This window comes from Streptomyces sp. NPDC033966, from assembly GCF_055575955.1.
Genome location: NZ_JBVIRQ010000004.1, coordinates 298,826 through 319,217, shown reverse-complemented (window position 1 = coordinate 319,217; position 20,392 = coordinate 298,826). Strand labels below are relative to the sequence as shown.

The window sequence follows — 20,392 nt, the reverse complement described above, 5'->3', positions numbered from 1 at the left end:
TTGACGCGACAGCCTCAGGCCGCCGGACTGGGGCGGGGCCGGTGCGGGTCCGGGCGGAGCCCGGGGAACGGGGGAAGGGCGGGCAGGGGACGGCCCCGCGCAGCGGCGGCGGGCACGGAGACGGCAGTGGCCCGGCACCGCCCCCGGAGGGGTGGGCCGGGCCACTGGGTGGGGCCGGTTAAGCCTTGCGGAGGCGGAACGTCAGGGACAGGGACTCGTCCGTGAACGGGTCACCGTAGGCGGCGTCGGCCTCGCCCGAGGCGTAGTCCGTCGCCAGGACCTCGTCCGCGATCAGCGCCGCGTGGTCCGTCAGGGCCGTCACGACCTCCGGGGAGTCCGAGGACCACCGCAGGGCGATGCGGTCCGCCACGTCCAGGCCGGAGTTCTTCCGGGCCTCCTGGATCAGCCGGATCGCGTCACGCGCCAGGCCCGCCAGCCGCAGCTCCGGGGTGATCTCCAGGTCGAGGGCGACCGTCGCACCGGAGTCCGAGGCCACCGACCAGCCCTCGCGGGGGGTCTCCGTGATGATGACCTCCTCCGGGGAGAGGGCGATCTCCTCGCCGTTCAGCGAGATGGTCGCCGAGCCGGAGCGCAGCGCCAGGGACAGGGCGGCGGCGTCGGCCGCGGCCACGGCCTTCGCAACGTCCTGGACGCCCTTGCCGAAGCGCTTGCCCAGCGCCCGGAAGTTGGCCTTGGCCGTGGTGTCGACCAGCGAGCCGCCGACCTCGGACAGGGAGGCCAGGGAGGAGACGTTCAGCTCCTCCGTGATCTGTGCCTGGAGCTCCGGGGACAGGGCGTCGAAGCCCACCGCCCCGACCAGCGCCCGGGAGAGGGGCTGGCGGGTCTTCACGCCCGACTCGGCGCGGGTGGCGCGGCCCAGTTCCACGAGGCGGCGTACCAGCAGCATCTGCTGCGACAGCACCGGATCGATCGCCGAGGCGTCGGCCACCGGCCAGGTGGACAGGTGCACCGACTCCGGGGCGTCCGGGGTGACCGGCACGATCATGTCCTGCCAGACCCGCTCCGTGATGAAGGGGGTGAGGGGGGCCATCAGGCGGGTCACCGTCTCGACCACGTCGTGCAGCGTGCGCAGCGCGGCCGCGTCGCCCTGCCAGAACCGGCGGCGCGAGCGGCGCACGTACCAGTTGGACAGGTCGTCCACGAAGGCGGAGAGGAGCTTGCCCGCGCGCTGGGTGTCGTAGGCCTCCATCGCCTCCGTGACCTCGGTGACGAGGGTGTGGAGCTCGGAGAGCAGCCAGCGGTCGAGGACCGTGCGGTCGGCCGGCGCCGGGTCGGCGGCGGACGGCGCCCAGTTCGACGTACGGGCGTACAGGGCCTGGAAGGCGACCGTGTTCCAGTACGTGAGGAGCGTCTTGCGGACGACCTCCTGGATCGTGCCGTGGCCGACGCGCCGCGCCGCCCACGGGGAGCCGCCGGCCGCCATGAACCAGCGCACCGCGTCGGCGCCGTGCTGGTCCATGAGCGGGATCGGCTGGAGGATGTTGCCCAGGTGCTTGGACATCTTGCGGCCGTCCTCGGCGAGGATGTGGCCCAGGCAGACCACGTTCTCGTAGGACGACTTGTCGAAGACGAGGGTGCCGACCGCCATCAGCGTGTAGAACCAGCCGCGCGTCTGGTCGATGGCCTCCGAGATGAACTGCGCCGGGTAGCGCTTCTCGAAGATCTCCTTGTTCTTGTACGGATAGCCCCACTGCGCGAACGGCATCGAGCCCGAGTCGTACCAGGCGTCGATGACCTCCGGGACGCGGACGGCCTCCAGGGAGCAGCCCTCCGCCGTGCAGGGGAAGGTCACGTCGTCGATGTACGGGCGGTGCGGGTCCAGGGCCGAGTGGTCCTGCCCGGACAGCTCGCTCAGCTCCGCGCGGGAGCCGACGCAGGTGAGGTGGTTCTCCTCGCAGCGCCAGATCGGCAGCGGGGTGCCCCAGTAGCGGTTGCGGGAGAGCGCCCAGTCGATGTTGTTGTTGAGCCAGTCGCCGAAGCGGCCCTGCTTGACCGAGTCCGGGAACCAGTTCGTCTTCTCGTTCTCCCGCAGCATCGCGTCCTTGACGGCGGTGGTGCGGATGTACCAGGACGGCTGCGCGTAGTAGAGCAGCGCGGTGTGGCAGCGCCAGCAGTGCGGGTAGCTGTGCTCGTAGGCGATGTGCTTGAAGAGCAGGCCGCGCGCGTCGAGGTCGGCGGTCAGGCGCTCGTCGGCCTTCTTGAAGAAGACGCCGCCGACGAGCGGGACCTCCTCCTCGAAGGTGCCGTCGGCGCGGACCGGGTTCACGACCGGCATGCCGTACGCGCGGCAGACCGCGAGGTCGTCGGCGCCGAAGGCCGGGGCCTGGTGCACCAGACCGGTGCCGTCCTCGGTGGTGACGTACTCGGCGTTGACCACGTAGTGGGCCGGGGAGTCGAAGGGGACCAGCGCGAAGGGGCGCTCGTACGTCCAGCGCTCCATCTCCTTGCCCGTGAAGGTCCGGCCGGTGGCCTCCCAGCCCTCGCCGAGCGCCTTCTCCAGCAGCGGCTGGGCGACGACCAGCTTCTCCTCGCCATTGGTGGCGACGACGTACGTGACGTCGGGGTGAGCGGCCACGGCGGTGTTGGAGACCAGGGTCCAGGGGGTGGTGGTCCACACGACCAGCGCCGCCTCGCCGGCCAGCGGGCCGGAGGTCAGCGGGAAGCGGACGTAGACGGAGGGGTCGACGACCGTCTCGTAGCCCTGGGCGAGCTCGTGGTCGGACAGGCCGGTGCCGCAGCGCGGGCACCAGGGGGCCACGCGGTGGTCCTGGGTCAGCAGGCCCTTGTTGAAGATCTCCTTCAGCGACCACCAGACGGACTCGACGTACTCGGGGTCCATGGTCCGGTAGGCGTCGTCCAGGTCGACCCAGTAGCCCATGCGGGTCGTGAGCTCGGTGAACGCGTCGGTGTGGCGGGTCACGGACTCGCGGCACTTGGCGTTGAACTCGGCGATGCCGTACGCCTCGATGTCCTGCTTGCCGTTGAAGCCCAGTTCCTTCTCGACGGCCAGCTCGACGGGCAGGCCGTGGCAGTCCCAGCCGGCCTTGCGGGCCACGTGGTAGCCGCGCATGGTGCGGAAGCGGGGGAAGACGTCCTTGAAGACGCGGGCCTCGATGTGGTGGGCGCCGGGCATGCCGTTCGCGGTGGGCGGGCCCTCGTAGAAGACCCACTCGGGGCGGCCCTCGGACTGCTCCAGGGTCTTGGCGAAGGTCTTGCTCTCGCGCCAGAAGTCGAGGACGGCGTGTTCGAGGGCGGGCAGGTCGACCTGGGCGGGTACCGGGCGGTACTGGGGCGGTGTGGTCATGAGGCTGAACTCTTCCTCCGGCGGTGTGTCACTTCCGTCCGGAGGGACGAGAGCGTCTGCTGCTCCCGCGGTACCACCCTCCTTGGCCTCCGGACGGGTCCGGCGGCCCCCTCATTGGGATGCGAAGCCGGTTCTACTCGCCGTACGGGGATCCGTGCGGGCTTTCTTCCGGCGGCTCCGGGGTGATCCTTCGCATCGCGCTCGCCCCCGGGCTCTCACCGTCCCCGGGTCGCTCCTGGCTGCGTCCGACGCTACTCGTCCCCATCCATGCCTTTCGCTGCGCCCAGTGTACGGGCCGGGGCGCGGGTCGGCAGACCGGTTTTGCGGGGGCCTGCGGCGCGTCGCGGGGCGGGTCGCGGCGTGACCCGGATGGGCTGACGGGCGGCTCCGGGATCCACTGGGGCGGGTGGGGCGGATTACGGGGCTCCCCGCTGGGCACAACGGATGCAGGTTGACCTCGACGGACGCGTGCCCCGTTGCCGTGGGGTCGGAGGCGATTTATCGTTCCGGCACGATCTGCGAACAAGATCACAGTATGTGAAAAGGGGCCGCGGCCATGGTGGCGAAGAAGACGGGGACACGGGAGGTGGCCGAGCCCGCGGTCAAGGAGGCGGCCGGAAGGACCCCGGCGAAGAAGGCGGCCGCCGCCAAGAAGGCTGTCGCCGAGAAGGCCGTGGCCAAGAAGGGCGTCGCCGAAAAGGCCGCCGCCAAGGAGGCGGTGGCCGAGAAGGCGGCGGTGAAGGAAGCCCCGGTGAAGAAGGCCGTCGCCGCGAAGGCGGCGGTGAAGAAGGCCCCGGCCGTGAAGGCGGCGGCGAAGAAGGCGGCGGCGAAGAAGCCGGCGGCCGAGAAGGCCCCGGCCGAGGCGGCTGCCGGGCGTACCACGAGCAAGGCCGCGGCCAAGACGGCCGTGTCCGAGGGGGCGGCCCCGGCCGCGCGGAAGACGGGAGCTCGGAAAGTGGTTGCCAAGAAGACTGCGGGTACGGCCAGGAAGACGGCCGGGACCGCCACCAGCGGGCTCCCCAAGGTGAAGGCCGCCAGGGCCCCCGGCGAGCTCGCCGTACGCGAGGGGGAGGACCCCTGGACCCCCGAGGAGGTCACCGAGGCACGGGCCGAGCTGGAGAGCGAGGTGCTGCGGCTGCGGGCCGAGCTGGACGCCTCCGAGGTGGCCATCTCGGGCCTGATGCGGGACTCCGGCGACGGCGCGGGCGACGACCAGGCGGACACCGGGACCAAGAACATCACCCGGGAGTCCGAGCTGGCCCTCGCCGCGAACGCCACCTCGATGCTGGAGCAGACCGAGCGGGCCCTGGAGCGGCTGGAGGCGGGCACGTACGGCCTCTGCGAGAACTGCGGCAGGCCCATCGGCAAGGCCCGCATGCAGGCCTTCCCGCGGGCGACGCTGTGCGTGGACTGCAAGCAGAAGCAGGAGCGAAGGCACTAGCCAGGACCTATGCGTACTGACGTACTCTCGTGTCTCGTCGGGATGAAGGTTCCCGTACCTGGTTCGAGCTAGTTCGAGGGACTCACGTGGCAGAGGCGGAGCGCATCATCGGTATGCCGGAGGTCGGGGACGACGCCGAGCCGCAGTCGGAGCCCGTCGGGCCCCGCGGGCGCAGGCGGATCGCGGCGCTGCTGGTCGTCGCGGTGCTCGCATACCTGCTCGACCTCGGCAGCAAGATGCTGGTCGTGGCCAAACTGGAACACCAGCCGCCGATCGAGATCATCGGCGAGTGGCTGAAGCTCTCCGCCGTCCGCAACGCGGGCGCCGCCTTCGGCATCGGCGAGGCCTTCACGATCATCTTCACCTGTATCGCGGCGACCGTGATCGTGGTGATCGTCCGGCTGGCCCGGAAGCTGTACAGCCTGCCGTGGGCGATCGCCCTGGGCCTGCTGCTGGGCGGTGCGCTGGGCAATCTCACCGACCGGATCTTCCGTGCGCCGGGCGTGTTCCAGGGCGCGGTCGTCGACTTCATCGCGCCGGCCCATTTCGCCGTGTTCAACCTCGCCGACTCGGCGATCGTGTGCGGCGGCATCCTGATCGTCCTGCTGTCCTTCAAGGGCCTGGACCCGGACGGCACCGTACACAAGGACTGATTGCGGACCCGGTCCCGGAGCTCGGGCGGGAATGCCCGCGCGTCGAGTCCTGCATACTCGACAGGTGAGTACGATTCCCGAGATCCGCACCCTGCCCGTTCCCGATGGCCTTGAAGGCGAGCGCGTCGACGCCGCCATCGCCCGTATGTTCGGTTTCTCCCGGACGAAGGCGGCCGAGCTGGCGGCGGAGGGGAAGGTCTCGGTCGACGGCAGCGTCGTCGGCAAGTCCGAGCGCGTCCACGGCGGCGCCTGGCTGGAAGTCGAGATGCCGGCCCCGCCGCGGCCCGTCGAGCTCGTGGCCGAGCCCGTGCCCGGCATGGAGATCATCCACGACGACGACGACGTCGTGGTCATCATGAAGCCGGTCGGCGTCGCCGCCCACCCCAGCCCCGGCTGGACCGGCACCACCGTCATCGGCGGCCTCGCCGCCGCCGGCTACCGCATCTCCACCTCCGGCGCCTCCGAGCGCCAGGGCATCGTGCACCGCCTCGACGTCGGCACCTCCGGCCTGATGGCCGTGGCCAAGTCCGAGCGCGCCTACACCTCGCTGAAGAACCAGTTCCGCGAGCGCGTCGTCGACAAGCGCTACCACGCGCTGGTGCAGGGCCACCCGGACCCGATGAGCGGCACGATCGACGCGCCGATCGGGCGCCACCCGAGCGCCGACTACAAGTGGGCGGTGACCCAGGACGGCAAGGCGTCGGTCACCCACTACGACCTCATCGAGGCCTTCCGGGCCGCCTCCCTGCTGGACATCAAGCTGGAGACGGGCCGCACCCACCAGATCCGCGTGCACATGTCCGCCCACCGCCACCCCTGCGTCGGCGACCTGACCTACGGGGCCGACCCGACCGTCGCGAAGCGGCTCGGGCTGACCCGGCAGTGGCTGCACGCGGTGCGGCTCGGCTTCGAGCACCCGTCCGACGGGCAGTGGGTGGAGTTCGAGAGCGGCTACCCGGCGGACCTCCAGCACGCGCTGGATGTGATCCGGGCCGAGAGCCAGTGACTGCCGTCTCCGTGAGGGTGGCCTCCTCGGAGGCCGACCTGGCGGCCTGCTACGCCGTGCGGACCGAGGTGTTCGTGGTGGAGCAGTCCGTGCCGGAGTCGATCGAGTACGACGCGTACGACGCGGTCGCGGTCCACGTACTGGCCGTCGGCCCGGACGGGGAACCGGTGGGCACCGGCCGTCTGCTGTACGGGCCCGAGGCCCTGGCCAAGACCGGGTCTCCGGAGGTCGGCTCCCTGGGGCGGCTGGCCGTACGCCGGTCCGCCCGCGGGCTGGGAGTCGGGGTGGCGCTGGTCCGCGCGATCGAGGCGGAGGCCGGGCGGCGGGGGCTGGCCGTGGTGTCGCTCGGCGCGCAGACACATGCGCTGGGCTTCTACGAGCGGCTGGGGTACGAGGCGTACGGGCCGGAGTTCGCCGACGCGGGTATCCCGCACCGGGCGATGCGGCGAACCCTGCCGTAGCCACGCCTTCCTGACGCGCCGCGCCGTTCTTGACGTGGCTGTGGCCGGTGGGGCGCGTGCGGGTGGTGTGCCGTTGCGCGGGCTTGGCCCCTCCCAGCGGTAACTGGGGGAGGAACGGGCGAAGGGTGGGGCGGGGAGCTGCTCCGCGCAGCGGGGCGTGCGCAGCCACCGCGCCTCAGGGCCGAGCACCCGCGGATGCGGCAGGGTAAGGGCGTGGATCAGCTCGCTCTGCTCTTCGTGCTGCTGCTCGGGGCCGTGGTGACCGTACCGCTCGGGGACCGGCTCGGGTTGCCCGCGCCCGTGCTGATGACCCTCGGCGGGGTGGTGCTGGCCCTGGTGCCGGTCGTGCCCAATGTGGACGTCCCGCCCGAGTTCATCCTGCCGCTGGTGCTGCCGCCGCTGCTGTACGCCTCCGCGCAGCGCACCTCCTGGCGGCAGTTCGCCGCCAACGTCCGGCCCATCCTGCTGCTGGCCGTGGCCCTGGTGTTCGTGACCACCGCCGCCGTGGCCGGGGTCGCGCACGCCGTCGTGCCCGGACTGCCGCTGGCCGCCGCCGTCGCCCTCGGCGCGCTCGTCGCCCCGCCCGACCCCGTCGCCGCCACCGCCGTGGCCGGGGCGCTCGGGCTGCCGCGCCGGATGGTGTCGATCCTGGAGGGCGAGGGCCTGTTCAACGACGTCACCGCCATCGTGCTCTACCACGTCGCCGTCGCCGCCGCCGTGAGCGGCAGCTTCTCCTGGCCCGACGCGCTCGGGGAGTTCGTGCTGTCCGCCGTCGTGGCGGTGGCCGTCGGGCTGGCGCTCGGCTGGGCCGCGAACCGGCTGATGGGCCGGCTCGGCGACGCCACGCTCCAGATCGGGCTGACGCTGCTGGTGCCGTTCGTGGCGTACGTGATGGCGGAGGAGCTCCAGGGCTCGGGGGTGCTGGCCGTGCTGACGACGGCCCTGTTCCTCGCCGAGTACGCGGGTGATGCCGATGACGTGCTGGGGCGGCTCGCCGGGCACACCTTCTGGGAGATCGTCGACATGCTGGTCACCGGGGTGGCGTTCGGGCTGATCGGGCTGGAGCTGCACAACGTCTTCGGGGTGGCCGGGGGCCGCGAGTGGGACATGGCCGGCTGGGCGGGGGTCGTGGTCGCGGTGGTGGTCGGCGTGCGGCTGGTCTGGCTGCTGCCCGCGGGCTGGCTGGCGAAGAGGCTGCACGGGCGCCGCGACTACGACGAGGAGATCCCGCTGAGCTGGCGGGAGAGCCTCGTGATGTGGTGGGCCGGGATGCGCGGGGTGGCCTCGGTGGCGCTGGCCCTGGCCCTGCCCTTCCGTACGGACTCCGGTGAGCCCTTCCCGGCACGGGACGAGATCGTCTTCATCGCCTTCGCGGTGATCATGGCCACGCTGGTGTTCCAGGGGCTGACCCTGCCGTGGCTGGTGCGCCGGCTGGGGGTGGAGGCGGACGCGGACGTGGAGCGGGAGACCGAGCGGCGGCTGGCGCTGCGCGCGGCGAAAGCGGCGAAGCGGCGGCTCAAGGAGATCGAGGAGGTCGAGGACCTCCCCGAGGACCTGGTCGAGACCCTGTACCGGCGCGCGTACGACGTCGGGGCCAGGATCAGCCCGGACCTGGTCGACGAGGAGCGGCGGGAGGCCTACGCGAAGCGGGTGGAGCGGATCCGCGACGTGCAGCGCATCCAGCGGGAGATGATGTCCGCCGCCCGGCACGAGATCCTCGCGGCGCGCAGCGAACCGGGCTCCGACCCGGAGATCGTCGACCGGGTGCTGCGGCACCTGGACGTACGGAGCCTGCGCAGCCCCTAGTGCCGTGCCGGGCGCCGGGACCCGGTGGACCTTTCCGGGCACGGCACTAGTCGGGGCGGGGGGCCTCCGCGGTGGTGACGCGGGGGAGGGCGTACGGGTGGTGGGCGGCCAGCCAGGCGATCAGCTGCTCGCGGACGGCGCAGCGCAGGGTCCACACGTCGTCCGCGTCCTTCGCCGTGACCACCGCGCGGACCACGATGGTGTGCGGGGTGGTGTCGGTGACGGCCAGGCTGCCGGTGCGGCCGTCCCACTCGGGGATGTCCTTGAGGAGCTCGGCGAGCTTGTCCCGCATGAGGGGGACCGGCGCCGAGTGGTCCAGGTGCCAGAAGACCGTGCCGGTCATCTGCGCGCCGCCGCGCGACCAGTTCTCGTACGGCTTGCTGGTGAAGTACGAGACCGGCATCGTGATCCGGCGCTCGTCCCAGGTGCGCACCACCAGGAAGGTCAGGGTGATCTCCTCGACCTTGCCCCATTCCTTGTCCACGACCACCGTGTCCCCGATGCGCACGGTGTCACCGAAGGCGATCTGCAGTCCGGCGAAGAGGTTGCCGAGGGAGGCCTGCGCGGCGATGCCCGCGACGATGCCGAGCACCCCGGCGGAGGCCAGCATCGAGGCGCCGACCGTGCGCATCGGCGGGAAGGTCAGCAGCATCGCGGCGGCGGCGACCACCACGGCCACGGCCGTGAGCACCCGCTGGATCAGGGTGACCTGGGTGCGGACCCGGCGGACCCGGGCGTCGTCGGGGGAGGCGGCGGCGTAGCGGGCGTACGTGGCCTCGACCACGGCCGCCGCGATGCCGACGAGCAGCCAGGCGGTCGAGGCGATCTGGACCAGTGTCAGGGCGTGGCCCACCCCGGCGGCGTGGCCGGGGAGGACGCCCGCCGGGCGGTACGCGGCCTGGAGCGCCGCGGTGCCGAGGACGAGCCGGAAGGGCAGGCCGCACCGGCGCAGCAGGCCCCACAGCGGGGTTTCGGTGTGCCGGGCGTCGGCCTTGCGCAGCAGCAGGTCGAGCACCCAGCCTGCGACCAGGGTGAGGACCAGGGCGGCGCCGACGACCAGGACGGGTCGCAGGACGTTCTCCATCTCCATGCTGGAGAACGTATCCACGGGGCGCCCCCGGACTCCTGCTTTCCGTGCGAATGGCACGATGGAGGGCATGAACATCATGCTCTTCCATTCGACGTACGGGCTGCGGCCCGCGGTCCACGCCGCGGCCGACCGGCTGCGCGCGGCCGGGCACGAGGTCCAGGTGCCGGACCTCTTCGAGGGCCGTGCGTTCGCCACGTTCGAGGAGGGTGCGGCCTACCAGGAGGAGGTGGGCCGCGACGAGCTGCTCAAGCGGGCGGTGCTGGCGTCGGCGCCCTTCTCCGACCGGGGCCTGGTCTACGCGGGCTTCTCCTTCGGCGGTTCGGTCGCGCAGCACCTGGCGCTGGCCGACGACAAGGCGCGCGGTCTGCTGCTCCTGCACGGCACGGCGGACCTGGACGAGGACGCCTCGGCCGACGAGCTGCCGGTGCAGCTGCACATCGCCGACCCGGACCCGTACGAGACGCACGACTGGCTGACCGCCTGGTACCTGCGGATGCGGCGGGCCGGGGCGGACGTGGAGGTGCACGGTTACGCGGGCGCGGGGCACCTGTTCACGGACCCGGACCTGGAGGACTACGACGCGGAGGCGGCCGAGGAGACCTGGAAGGCCGCCCTGGCGTTCCTCGACACGCTGTAGGACGCGGGAGCGGTACACAGGGCGATGCCCCCCGGCGCAGGGCGCCGGGGGGCATCGTCGTCGGTGCGGTGGAGCCGGTGGGTCAGCCGCGGTAGGCGGTCCACATGCTCTTCATGCGCGAGACCTGGCCCGCGGTGAACTGGTACATGCAGGAGTCGTACGTGTAGTCCATGAAGTTGTGGATCGGGTCGACGCCGGCCTTGCTGGCGCAGGAGTCGCGGCCGGTCGGGCACTCGAAGGCCGCGCTCTTCTCGGCCGGGGTGTCGGAGACGGAGTCGCCGCTGCCCGTGCAGCCGCCCTGGAAGGTGTGGTACAGGCCCATCCAGTGGCCGACCTCGTGGGTGGCGGTGTCGCCCTCGTTGTAGTTGGCGGCGGAGCCGCCGGGCAGCGAGGTGTTGAGGAGGACCACGCCGTCCATCTTGGGCTGGGAGGCGTAGGAGCTCGGGAAGGTCGCCCAGCCGAGGAGGCCGCCGCCGAGGTTGGCGGTGTAGATGTTGAGCGCGTTCTTGTCGCCCTTGCGCAGGGCGTTCTTCATGTCCTTCTCGGCCTGGGTGCCGTCGGAGACGTTGTACCAGGCGGCGTTGTCCGTGTAGTCGGTGCCGGCCAGGGTGAACTGGAAGCCGGAGTCGACGTTGCCGCTGCCCTGGCCGCTGTAGGCGGCGTTGAGGACGGCGATCTGGTTGTTGATGTCCGTGGCGGTCAGCTGTCCGGCGGTGCCGGAGGTGATGACGTGGACGTACACCGGGATGTTCGTGGCGGCGGTGGCGAGCGTGCCGCCCGCGCCGGAGCCGAAGACCTGCTGCGGGGACAGCTGGATCTGGCCGAGCTTCTTCTTCAGGTCGGCGTCCATGGCCTTGGCCTGGGCCTCGCTGACCTCGTTGGGCTCGGCCGCGTGGTCGTCCTTGGGCTTGGCGACGCGGGCGTTGGCAGGGGCGGAGCCCTGCTCGGCACAGGCCTCGGCACCGGTCTCGGAGGCGGCGGCGGCGACCGTGGTGGGGGCGGTCAGCGGGGCGAACGCCAGGGTGGAGGCCAGGACGGCCGTGCCCATGAGGCGGCGGCGGAGAAGGGGGGATATGCGGGCAACAGCGCGCACGATGGCTCCTCGGCAAGCGTGGTGGGGGGTGAGGGATTTCCTCACGCTGGCCGGAAGTTTATGTGTGCATGTCATCAAGATGGCAAGTACCCGTAGGTTAAAGATTTGTTGCCGATGTGCCGGATGGGGCTCCTGGTCTGCACCAGAAGCCCCCTCCCGCAGCAGATTTGACGGTGGGTCAGTTAACCGGACGGTCGGCCCGTTCCACCTTCTGGCTGCCGTTCAGCGTGCGGTACGAGCGGGCCCAGGAGGAGCTCGCGTCCTGCCGCCGCTTGTCGGAGACGACGTAGTAGTCCATCTGCGAGCGCTCGGCCGTCACGTCCAGCACGCCGTAGCCGTGCGAGTCCATGTCCAGCCACTTCACGTGCCAGTTCGCCGCCTTGATGGCGCCCTCCGCCACGACCGAGAGGGTGTGCGGTGCCACGTGCAGCATGTCGTCGATGTTGTCGGAGGTCACCGAGGTCACCACGAACTCGGTGGCCGCCGTGCCCGAACCCGGGTACGTCGCCATGTTCACCGGGACGTCGTTCGCCCACGCCATGTGGATGTCGCCGGTCAGGAACACCGTGTTCTTGATGTTCCGGTCCTTCAAGTGGCCCAGGAGTTCCTTGCGGTCGTCCGTGTAGCCGTCCCACTGGTCCGTGTTGACCGCTATCCCGCCCTCCGGCAGGCCCAGCAGGTGCGCGAGCGGCTTCAGCAGGTGCGCGGGCAGCGAGGCGAAGGCCACCGGCGAGATCATCACCGAGGTGCCGACCAGCTTCCAGGTCGCGTTCGAGGCCGCGAGTCCGGACTTGAGCCAGTCCAGCTGGGCCCGCCCGGTGATGGTGCGCTCCGGGTCGTCCACCGTGCCGCTGCCGGTCTTGGCCTGCTGTGAGCGGAAGGAGCGCAGGTCCAGCAGGTGCAGGTCGGCGAGGGTGCCGAACTGGAGCCGCCGGTAGACGGTACCCGCGATGGAGGGGCGTACGGGCATCCACTCGAAGTACGCCTGCTTGGCGGCGGCCGCGCGGGCCGCCCAGTCGCCCTCGGTGCCCGGGGTGTGGTTGCCGGCGCCGTCGGACCAGGAGTTGTCGGCGAACTCGTGGTCGTCCCAGATGGCCACGATCGGGTGGGCCGCGTGCAGGGCCTGGAGGTCGCCGTCCGTCTTGTACTTGCCGTGCCGGGTGCGGTAGTCGGAGAGCGAGACGATCTCGTTCTTCGGCTCGTGCTGGCGTACGACGTACTTCGCCTCGGGGTAGCCGCCGGTCTGGTACTCGTAGATGTAGTCGCCCAGGTGCAGCACGGCGTGCAGGTCGGTGCGGGCCGCCAGGTGCCGGTACGCGGAGAAGTAGCCGGACTCCCAGTTGGCGCAGGAGACCACGCCGAAGCGGATGCCGGGCGTGGTCGTGCCGGCGGCCGGGGCGGTCAGGGTGCGGCCGGCCGGGGAGACGGTCTCGCCGGCGGTGAACCGGTACCAGTACGGGGTCTGCGGACGCAGGCCGCGCACGTCCGCCTTGACCGTGTGGTCGGAGGCGGCGGTCGCGGTGACCGAACCGCTCGCGACGATCCGGGAGAAGGCCTTGTCCTCGGCCACCTCCCAGCCCACCGCGGTGGCCGGACCCAGGCCGGAGCCGGGCACCGCTTCCGGAGTCGGGGTGACGCGGGTCCAGAGCAGGACCCCGTCGGGCAGCGGGTCGCCGGAGGCGACGCCGTGGAGGAAGGCGGGCGCGGCCCCCGCCGCGTGGGCCGCCTGGGCGCCGAGGGCGGTGATCGGCGCGAGCGCGGCCGTGGCCGCGGCGGCCAGGACGACCGTACGGCGGCGCGGGTGTGAAGGGGTGAGATGACTGGTCACGGCCGATCATATTACTGATCGGTATGCGGCTGGGAACAGACACGGGACGGCAACGGGCGGGCGAACTCGGAGAGTTCACCCGCCCGTTGCGGAGGTCCGGGGATATGACCGGATCTGTCAGGACATCAGGACATCAGGACGTCAGCCCGCGAGCGCCTTGTCGATCGCCGCGGTGAAGGCCTCCGGCGTCGCCGGGGTCTCGATCTTCTTGCCGTCCATCTTCAGCGTCGGGGTGCCCGTCACCCCGGACTTGTTGAAGGCGTCCGACATGTCCATCGCCCACCGGTCGTACGTGCCGTCCTGGACCGCCTTCTTGAACTCGGCGTTGCCCTTCAGCGCCGGGACGGTGTCCGCGACCTTCAGCAGGTAGTCGTCCTTGGCGAAGGCGTCGTTCGTCTCCTCGGGGTGCAGCGCCTTCGAGTAGAGCGCGCCCTTGTATTCGAGGAAGGCCTCGGGGCTCACGTTCAGGGCCGCGCCCAGCGCGCTCAGGGCGTTCTTCGAACCCTCGCCCTTGACGCCGTTGTCGATGAAGGTCGCGCCGAAGTAGCGGAGCTTGTACTTGCCCGCGTCCACGTCCTTCTTGACCTGCTCGCCCGCCGCCTGCTCGAAGGAGGCGCAGGCCGGGCAGCGCGAGTCCTCGTACAGCTCCAGGGTCTTCTTCGCCTCGGGCTTGCCGATGACCACGGTCAGGCCGTCCTCGCCCGCGGTGTTCTTCGGCTTGACCAGCTCTGCCTTGGCGGCCTTGTCCCAGTAGCCGGGTTCGTTGGCCTGGACGACCGCGTACCCGACACCGCCGGCCAGCGCGAGGACGGCGACGACCGCGCCGGCCACGACCAGCTGGCGGCGGGCCTTGTCCTTCTTCGCCTGCTGCTCGCGCTCGATGCGCAGCCGCTCGCGGGCGGCGGCCTTGTTCTGCTGGCTGTTGCGTGAACTCATGATGATCTCCGTGGAACGGGAAGGGACGGGGAGGGGGAGCGCCCCCCAGCCACCGCTGGGAGGGCCCCAGTACGTGCTCAGGCGCTCGCGAGCGCCGCGCGTACGGGAGGGCCCCGCCGGCCCACGGAATGCGCCGGGAAGCGGGTACGGGCCACCGCCCCGCGGAACGCCGGCCGCAGCACCCGCCCGGCCCGCCCGGGGACGGCCCCGGCCGAGGCGGCGGCCAGCAGCAGAGGCCGGAAGGCGAACGCGGCGACCGCCCGCAGCAGCCGCACCAGGGCCCGCTCGCCGTGCCGCAGCCACGCGGCGGCCGCCAGCCCGACGGTGACGTGCGCGCCGAGCAGCAGCCAGGGCGTCCACGGCCCGGGCGAGGCCAGCAGCGCCGCCGGATCCCCGGTGGGCCCGGCCACCCCGGTCAGCGGGCCGCCCACCGGGGTCCCGCCGCACAGCTCGTCCAGGCCCAGCGCGCGCAGCGGCCCGGCCACCGGCCCGCCGGCGGGGCCGTAGCAGAGGTGCTGGCCGGCGGTGAAGGCGGTGTCGGCCGCCAGCTCCAGCGGCACCAGGAGCCCGGCGATCGGGCCGAAGCCCCGCTCCCGGCCGGCCAGCGCGAAGGCGATCGTGAAGACGCCGGCGAAGGCCCCGGCGATCATCGCGGGCGGCAGCGGTACCCGGGACATGAGCACGTGGGACCCGGCCGAGAGCAGCACGACGAGCGCGCTGAACAGCGCGGCCCGCAGCCCCCGGATCCTCACCCCTGATATGTCCATCGCCGCGAGTCTGCCACGGGTTCCTGTGAGGGAGCGAGCACGGGGTGCCTTGTCGGCCAGGCCGGGGCAGGCGGGCCCGGGCTCGGCGGCCCCGGGGCCGGCCCGACCCCGCCCGAGGCCTCTGCCCGGGACCTGCGGCCCGGCCTGCGACCCCGGTCTGCGGCCCCGGGCCCCGTACTCCCGGACCCGGAGGGCTACGGCATGATCCGGCCGTTGCGGAACAGGTCCACGAAGATCTGGTGGTCGGCGCGGGCCCGGGCCCCGTAGGCGTGGGCGAAGTCGACCAGCAGCTCGGGGAAGCCCTCCTCGTCGGCGGCGATCACCGCGTCGATGGCCCGCTCCGTGGAGAACGGCACCAGGGACTGCCCGCTCTCGGCCTCGTCGGCCGAGGCGTGCATGGTGGCCGTGGCCCGGCCCAGGTCCGCGACCACCGCCGCGATCTCCTCCGGGTCGTCCAGGTCCGACCAGTCCAGGTCCACCGCGTACGGGGAGACCTCCGCGACCAGCTGCCCGGAGCCGTCCAGCTCGGTCCAGCCGAGCCACGGGTCGGCGTGCGCCTGGAGGGCGCGCTGCGAGATCACCGTGCGGTGGCCCTCGTGCTGGAAGTACTCCCGGACCGCCCGGTCGGTGATGTGCCGGGAGACGGCCGGCGTCTGCGCCTGCTTGAGGTAGATCACGACGTCGTTCTCCAGGGCGTCGCTGTGCCCCTCCAGCAGGATGTTGTACGAGGGCAGGCCCGCCGAGCCTATGCCCACGCCCCGGCGGCCCACGACGTCCTTGACGCGGTAGGAGTCCGGGCGCACCAGGGACTCCTCCGGCAGGGTCTCCAGGTACCCGTCGAAGGCGGCCAGCACCTTGTAGCGGGTGGCCGCGTCCAGCTCGATCGCCCCGCCGCCGGAGGTGAAGCGGCGCTCGTGGTCGCGGATCTCCGTCATCGAGTCCAGCAGCGCGAAGCGGGTGCGCGAGCGGGCCGCCCGCAGGGCCCCCAGCAGGGCGCCGTCGGCGGTGTCCAGGGTGAAGGAGGGGAGCTCCGGCAGGTCGCAGCTCTTGGCCCCGGTCGCCAGCTGGTGGATCCGCTCCCGGTAGGCCGCCGCGTAGGTCCGCACGAGGGAGCTGATCTGCTCGTCGCTGAGCGCCTTGGTGTAGCCGATCAGGGCGACGGAGGCGGCGAAGCGCTTGAGGTCCCAGGTGAAGGGGCCCACGTACGCCTCGTCGAAGTCGTTCACGTTGAACACCAGCCGGCCGTTGGCGTCCATGTACGTGCCGAAGTTCTCGGCGTGCAGATCGCCGTGGATCCACACCCGGCCGGTGCGCTCGTCCAGGAAGGGACCGCCGTGCCGGTCGTGCTCCAGGTCGGCGTAGAAGAGGCAGGCCGTGCCCCGGTAGAAGGCGAAGGCCGAGGCCGCCATCTTCCGGAACTTCACCTGGAAGGCAGCGGGGTCGGCGGCGAGCAGCCGGCCGAATGCGGTGTCGAACACATCGAGTATCTGCTCGGCGCGCTGCTCGTCGGTGGTCTCGGTGACCGCCATGGCGGATGCCTCCTGGTGCAAGGGGTGGTACGGCTTCTGACCGACTGGACGCCGGACCGGTCTTCCCGGTTCTGCAACGGACGACCGTACCCGTCGGTGCCCCGTGTCTGTCATTCCCGGGACGTAGGATTCGTAGCTGCCGCCCCTCTCTCCTCAGGAGGCCTCCACCGTGACCAAGACGCCGTTCACGCACCTGCACGTCCACACCCAGTACTCGCTGCTGGACGGTGCCGCGCGGCTGAAGGACATGTTCGCTGCCTGCAATGAAATGGGCATGACGCACATCGCCATGTCCGACCACGGCAACCTCCACGGGGCGTACGACTTCTTCCACACCGCGAAGAAGGCCGGGATCACCCCGATCATCGGCATCGAGGCGTACGTCGCCCCCGAGTCCCGGCGCAACAAGCGCCGCATCCAGTGGGGCCAGCCCCACCAGAAGCGGGACGACGTCTCCGGTTCCGGCGGTTACACCCACAAGACGATCTGGGCGGCGAACGCCACCGGCCTGCACAACCTCTTCCGGCTGTCCTCCGACGCGTACGCCGAGGGCTGGCTCACGAAGTGGCCGCGCATGGACAAGGAGACCATCAGCAAGTGGTCGGAGGGCCTGATCGCCTCCACCGGCTGCCCCTCCGGCGAGCTCCAGACGCGCCTCCGCCTCGGCCAGTTCGACGAGGCCCTGAAGTCCGCCTCCGAGTACCAGGACATCTTCGGCAAGGACCGCTACTTCCTGGAGCTGATGGACCACGGCATCGAGATCGAGCGCCGGGTCCGGGACGGGCTGCTGGAGATCGGCAAGAAGCTCGGCATCCCGCCGCTGGTGACGAACGACTCGCACTACACGTACGCGAGCGAGGCCGGCGCCCACGACGCCCTCCTGTGCATCCAGACCGGCAAGAACCTCTCGGACCCCGACCGCTTCCGCTTCGACGGCTCCGGCTACTACCTGAAGTCGACCGACGAGATGTACGCGATCGACTCCTCGGACGCCTGGCAGCAGGGCTGCGCCAACACGAAGCTGGTCGCGGACCAGATCGACACCGAGGGCATGTTCAAGTTCCGGAACCTGATGCCGAAGTTCGACATCCCGGAGGGCTACACCGAGGTCACCTGGTTCCGCGAGGAGACCATGAGGGGCATGCACCGCCGCTTCCCGGGCGGCATCCCCGAGGACCGCATGAAGCAGGTCGAGTACGAGATGGACACGATCATCTCGATGGGCTTCCCCGGCTACTTCCTCGTGGTCGCCGACTTCATCATGTGGGCCAAGAACCAGGGCATCGCGGTCGGCCCCGGCCGAGGCTCCGCGGCCGGCTCGATCGTCGCCTACGCCATGGGCATCACCGACCTCGACCCCATCCCGCACGGCCTGATCTTCGAGCGCTTCCTGAACCCCGAGCGCGTCTCCATGCCCGACGTCGACATCGACTTCGACGAGCGTCGGCGCGTCGAGGTGATCCGGTACGTCACCGAGAAGTACGGCGCCGACAAGGTCGCCATGATCGGCACCTACGGCACCATCAAGGCGAAGAACGCGATCAAGGACTCCGCGCGCGTCCTCGGCTACCCCTACGCCATGGGCGACCGGCTCACCAAGGCCATGCCCGCCGACGTCCTCGGCAAGGGCATCCCGCTCTCCGGCATCCTCGACCCGCAGCACCCGCGGTACAGCGAGGCCGGCGAGATCCGCGCGATGTACGAGAACGAACCCGACGTGAAGAAGGTCATCGACACCGCCCGCGGTGTGGAGGGCCTGGTCCGCCAGATGGGCGTGCACGCCGCCGGCGTGATCATGTCCAGTGAGACGATCACCGACCACGTACCCGTCTGGGTGCGGCACACCGACGGCGTCACCATCACCCAGTGGGACTACCCGAGCTGCGAGTCGCTCGGCCTGCTGAAGATGGACTTCCTCGGCCTGCGCAACCTCACGATCATGGACGACGCCGTCAAGATGGTGAAGGCCAACAAGGGGATCGACATCGACCTCCTGGCCCTCCCGCTCGACGACCCCAAGACCTTCGAGCTCCTCGGCCGCGGTGACACCCTCGGCGTGTTCCAGTTCGACGGCGGACCCATGCGCTCCCTGCTGCGCCTGATGAAGCCCGACAACTTCGAAGACATCTCCGCCGTGTCCGCCCTGTACCGGCCGGGCCCGATGGGCATGAACTCGCACACGAACTACGCCCTGCGCAAGAACAAGCAGCAGGAGATCACCCCGATCCACCCGGAGCTGGAGGGGCCGCTCGAAGAGGTGCTCGCGGTCACCTACGGCCTCATCGTCTACCAGGAGCAGGTCCAGAAGGCCGCCCAGATCATCGCCGGGTACTCCCTCGGCGAGGCCGACATCCTGCGCCGCGTGATGGGCAAGAAGAAGCCCGAGGAGCTGGCGAAGAACTTCGTCATCTTCGAGGAGGGAGCCAAGAAGAACGGCTTCAGCGACCAGGCGATCAAGGCCCTCTGGGACGTCCTGGTCCCCTTCGCCGGCTACGCCTTCAACAAGGCCCACTCCGCCGCGTACGGCCTGGTCTCCTACTGGACCGCCTACCTCAAGGCGAACTACCCGGCCGAGTACATGGCCGGCCTGCTCACCTCGGTCAAGGACGACAAGGACAAGTCCGCGATCTACCTCAACGAGTGCCGGCGCATGGGCATCAAGGTGCTCCCGCCCAACGTCAACGAGTCGGAGTCGAACTTCGCCGCCCAGGGCGACGACGTGATCCTCTTCGGCCTCACCGCCGTGCGCAACGTCGGACAGAACGTCGTCGACTCGATCATCAAGACCAGGAAGTCCAAGGGGAAGTACTCCTCCTTCCCCGACTTCCTCGACAAGGTCGAGGCCGTCGTCTGCAACAAGCGCACCATCGAGTCGCTGATCAAGGCCGGCGCCTACGACGAGATGGGCCACACCCGCAAGGGCCTGGTCGCCCACCACGAATCGATGATCGACAACGTGGTCGCGGTCAAGCGCAAGGAGGCCGAGGGACAGTTCGACCTGTTCGGCGGAATGGGTGAAGAGGACGGCAGCGACGAGCCCGGGTTCGGCCTCGACGTGGAGTTCTCCGACGTCGAGTGGGAGAAGTCCTACCTGCTCGCCCAGGAGCGCGAGATGCTCGGCCTCTACGTCTCCGACCACCCGCTCTTCGGCCTGGAGCACGTCCTGTCCGACAAGACGGACGCCGGGATCTCCCAGCTCACCGGCGGTGAGCACTCCGACGGCGCCGTCGTCACCATCGGCGGCATCATCTCGGGCCTCCAGCGCAAGATGACCAAGCAGGGCAACGCCTGGGCCATCGCCACCGTCGAGGACCTGGCCGGCTCCATCGAGTGCATGTTCTTCCCCGCGACCTACCAGCTCGTCTCCACCCAGCTGGTCGAGGACACCGTCGTCTTCGTCAAGGGCCGCCTGGACAAGCGCGAGGACGTCCCCCGCCTGGTCGCCATGGAGATGATGGTCCCCGACCTCTCCTCCGCCGGCACCAACGCCCCCGTCGTCCTCACCATCCCCACCGTCAAGGTCACCCCGCCGATGGTGACCCGTCTGGGGGAGATCCTGCGCCACCACAAGGGCAACACCGAGGTGCGGATCAAGCTCCAGGGCCCCCGCACCACCACCGTGCTGCGCCTGGACCGGCACCGGGTCCAGCCCGACCCCGCCCTCTTCGGCGACCTCAAGGTGCTGCTCGGCCCCTCCTGCCTGGCCGGGTAGCCGGCCCGGGGCACGTAAGGGCGTACGGGCTCAAGGGCGTACGGCCGTACGGGCGTACGGAAGGGCCCCACCGGCGACGCTGCCGGTGGGGCCCTTCCGTCGTCCGCG

Annotated in this window: 14 protein-coding genes; 7 read left to right on the top strand and 7 right to left on the bottom strand. The window is 70.9% G+C overall.

The genetic code is table 11. The annotated features are described in order from the left end of the window. Positions 1 to 178: 178 nt before the first annotated feature. Complete coding sequence (gene ileS / locus ACZ518_RS13735) at positions 179 to 3,325, bottom strand: isoleucine--tRNA ligase (protein ID WP_469113226.1); 3,147 nt, start codon at positions 3,323 to 3,325, stop codon at positions 179 to 181. A gap of 556 nt (positions 3,326 to 3,881) precedes the next feature. On the opposite strand from ileS, the gene ACZ518_RS13730 reads away from it, so the two are divergent. From ACZ518_RS13730 to ACZ518_RS13710, 5 genes are all read left to right on the top strand, one after another. Then, a complete protein-coding gene (locus ACZ518_RS13730) occupies positions 3,882 to 4,766 on the top strand; it encodes a TraR/DksA family transcriptional regulator (protein ID WP_469113225.1) in 885 nt (294 codons plus the stop codon). An 86-nt stretch (positions 4,767 to 4,852) separates the two neighbouring features. Further along, entirely contained in the window at positions 4,853 to 5,419 is a 567-nt protein-coding gene (gene lspA, locus ACZ518_RS13725) for a signal peptidase II (RefSeq protein ID WP_469113224.1), read from the top strand. 64 nt (positions 5,420 to 5,483) lie between these two features. After that, positions 5,484 to 6,425 (top strand): RluA family pseudouridine synthase, encoded by a 942-nt coding sequence (locus tag ACZ518_RS13720; RefSeq protein ID WP_469113223.1) that lies wholly within the window; start codon positions 5,484 to 5,486, stop codon positions 6,423 to 6,425. After that, positions 6,422 to 6,886 (top strand): GNAT family N-acetyltransferase, encoded by a 465-nt coding sequence (locus ACZ518_RS13715; RefSeq protein ID WP_469113222.1) that lies wholly within the window; start codon positions 6,422 to 6,424, stop codon positions 6,884 to 6,886. The genes ACZ518_RS13720 and ACZ518_RS13715 overlap by 4 nt, the downstream gene beginning before the upstream one ends. Before the next feature lie 213 nt (positions 6,887 to 7,099). Next, on the top strand, positions 7,100 to 8,692 hold the full coding sequence (locus ACZ518_RS13710) for a Na+/H+ antiporter (RefSeq protein ID WP_469113221.1): 1,593 nt from the start codon (positions 7,100 to 7,102) through the stop codon (positions 8,690 to 8,692). A gap of 46 nt (positions 8,693 to 8,738) precedes the next feature. Here the strand turns inward: ACZ518_RS13710 and ACZ518_RS13705 are convergent, their stop codons facing one another. Then, entirely contained in the window at positions 8,739 to 9,776 is a 1,038-nt protein-coding gene (locus tag ACZ518_RS13705) for a mechanosensitive ion channel family protein (RefSeq protein ID WP_469113476.1), read from the bottom strand. Between the two features lie 73 nt (positions 9,777 to 9,849). Between ACZ518_RS13705 and ACZ518_RS13700 the strand changes: the two genes are divergently transcribed. Further along, positions 9,850 to 10,419 carry a dienelactone hydrolase family protein gene (locus ACZ518_RS13700; RefSeq protein WP_469113220.1) on the top strand — a complete coding sequence of 190 codons (570 nt, stop codon included), beginning with the start codon at positions 9,850 to 9,852 and terminating at the stop codon, positions 10,417 to 10,419. Positions 10,420 to 10,501: 82 nt separating this feature from the next. On the opposite strand, the gene ACZ518_RS13695 is transcribed toward ACZ518_RS13700, so the two are convergent. The 5 genes from ACZ518_RS13695 to ACZ518_RS13675 form a co-directional block, all read right to left on the bottom strand. Then, positions 10,502 to 11,467, bottom strand: coding sequence for a zinc metalloprotease (locus tag ACZ518_RS13695; RefSeq protein ID WP_469113475.1), 966 nt, complete (start codon positions 11,465 to 11,467; stop codon positions 10,502 to 10,504). A gap of 223 nt (positions 11,468 to 11,690) precedes the next feature. Then, a complete protein-coding gene (locus ACZ518_RS13690) occupies positions 11,691 to 13,340 on the bottom strand; it encodes an alkaline phosphatase D family protein (RefSeq protein ID WP_469113219.1) in 1,650 nt (549 codons plus the stop codon). A gap of 141 nt (positions 13,341 to 13,481) precedes the next feature. Further along, positions 13,482 to 14,276 (bottom strand): DsbA family protein, encoded by a 795-nt coding sequence (locus ACZ518_RS13685; protein WP_469113218.1) that lies wholly within the window; start codon positions 14,274 to 14,276, stop codon positions 13,482 to 13,484. 77 nt (positions 14,277 to 14,353) lie between these two features. Next, the gene (locus ACZ518_RS13680; protein ID WP_469113217.1) at positions 14,354 to 15,043 is read right to left on the bottom strand and encodes a hypothetical protein; all 690 of its coding nucleotides are present in this window, start codon (positions 15,041 to 15,043) and stop codon (positions 14,354 to 14,356) included. Positions 15,044 to 15,237: 194 nt separating this feature from the next. Next, entirely contained in the window at positions 15,238 to 16,572 is a 1,335-nt protein-coding gene (locus ACZ518_RS13675) for a DUF2252 domain-containing protein (protein ID WP_469113216.1), read from the bottom strand. Between the two features lie 169 nt (positions 16,573 to 16,741). On the opposite strand from ACZ518_RS13675, the gene dnaE reads away from it, so the two are divergent. Beyond that, a complete protein-coding gene (dnaE, locus tag ACZ518_RS13670) occupies positions 16,742 to 20,284 on the top strand; it encodes a DNA polymerase III subunit alpha (protein WP_469113215.1) in 3,543 nt (1,180 codons plus the stop codon). Positions 20,285 to 20,392 lie beyond the last annotated feature (108 nt).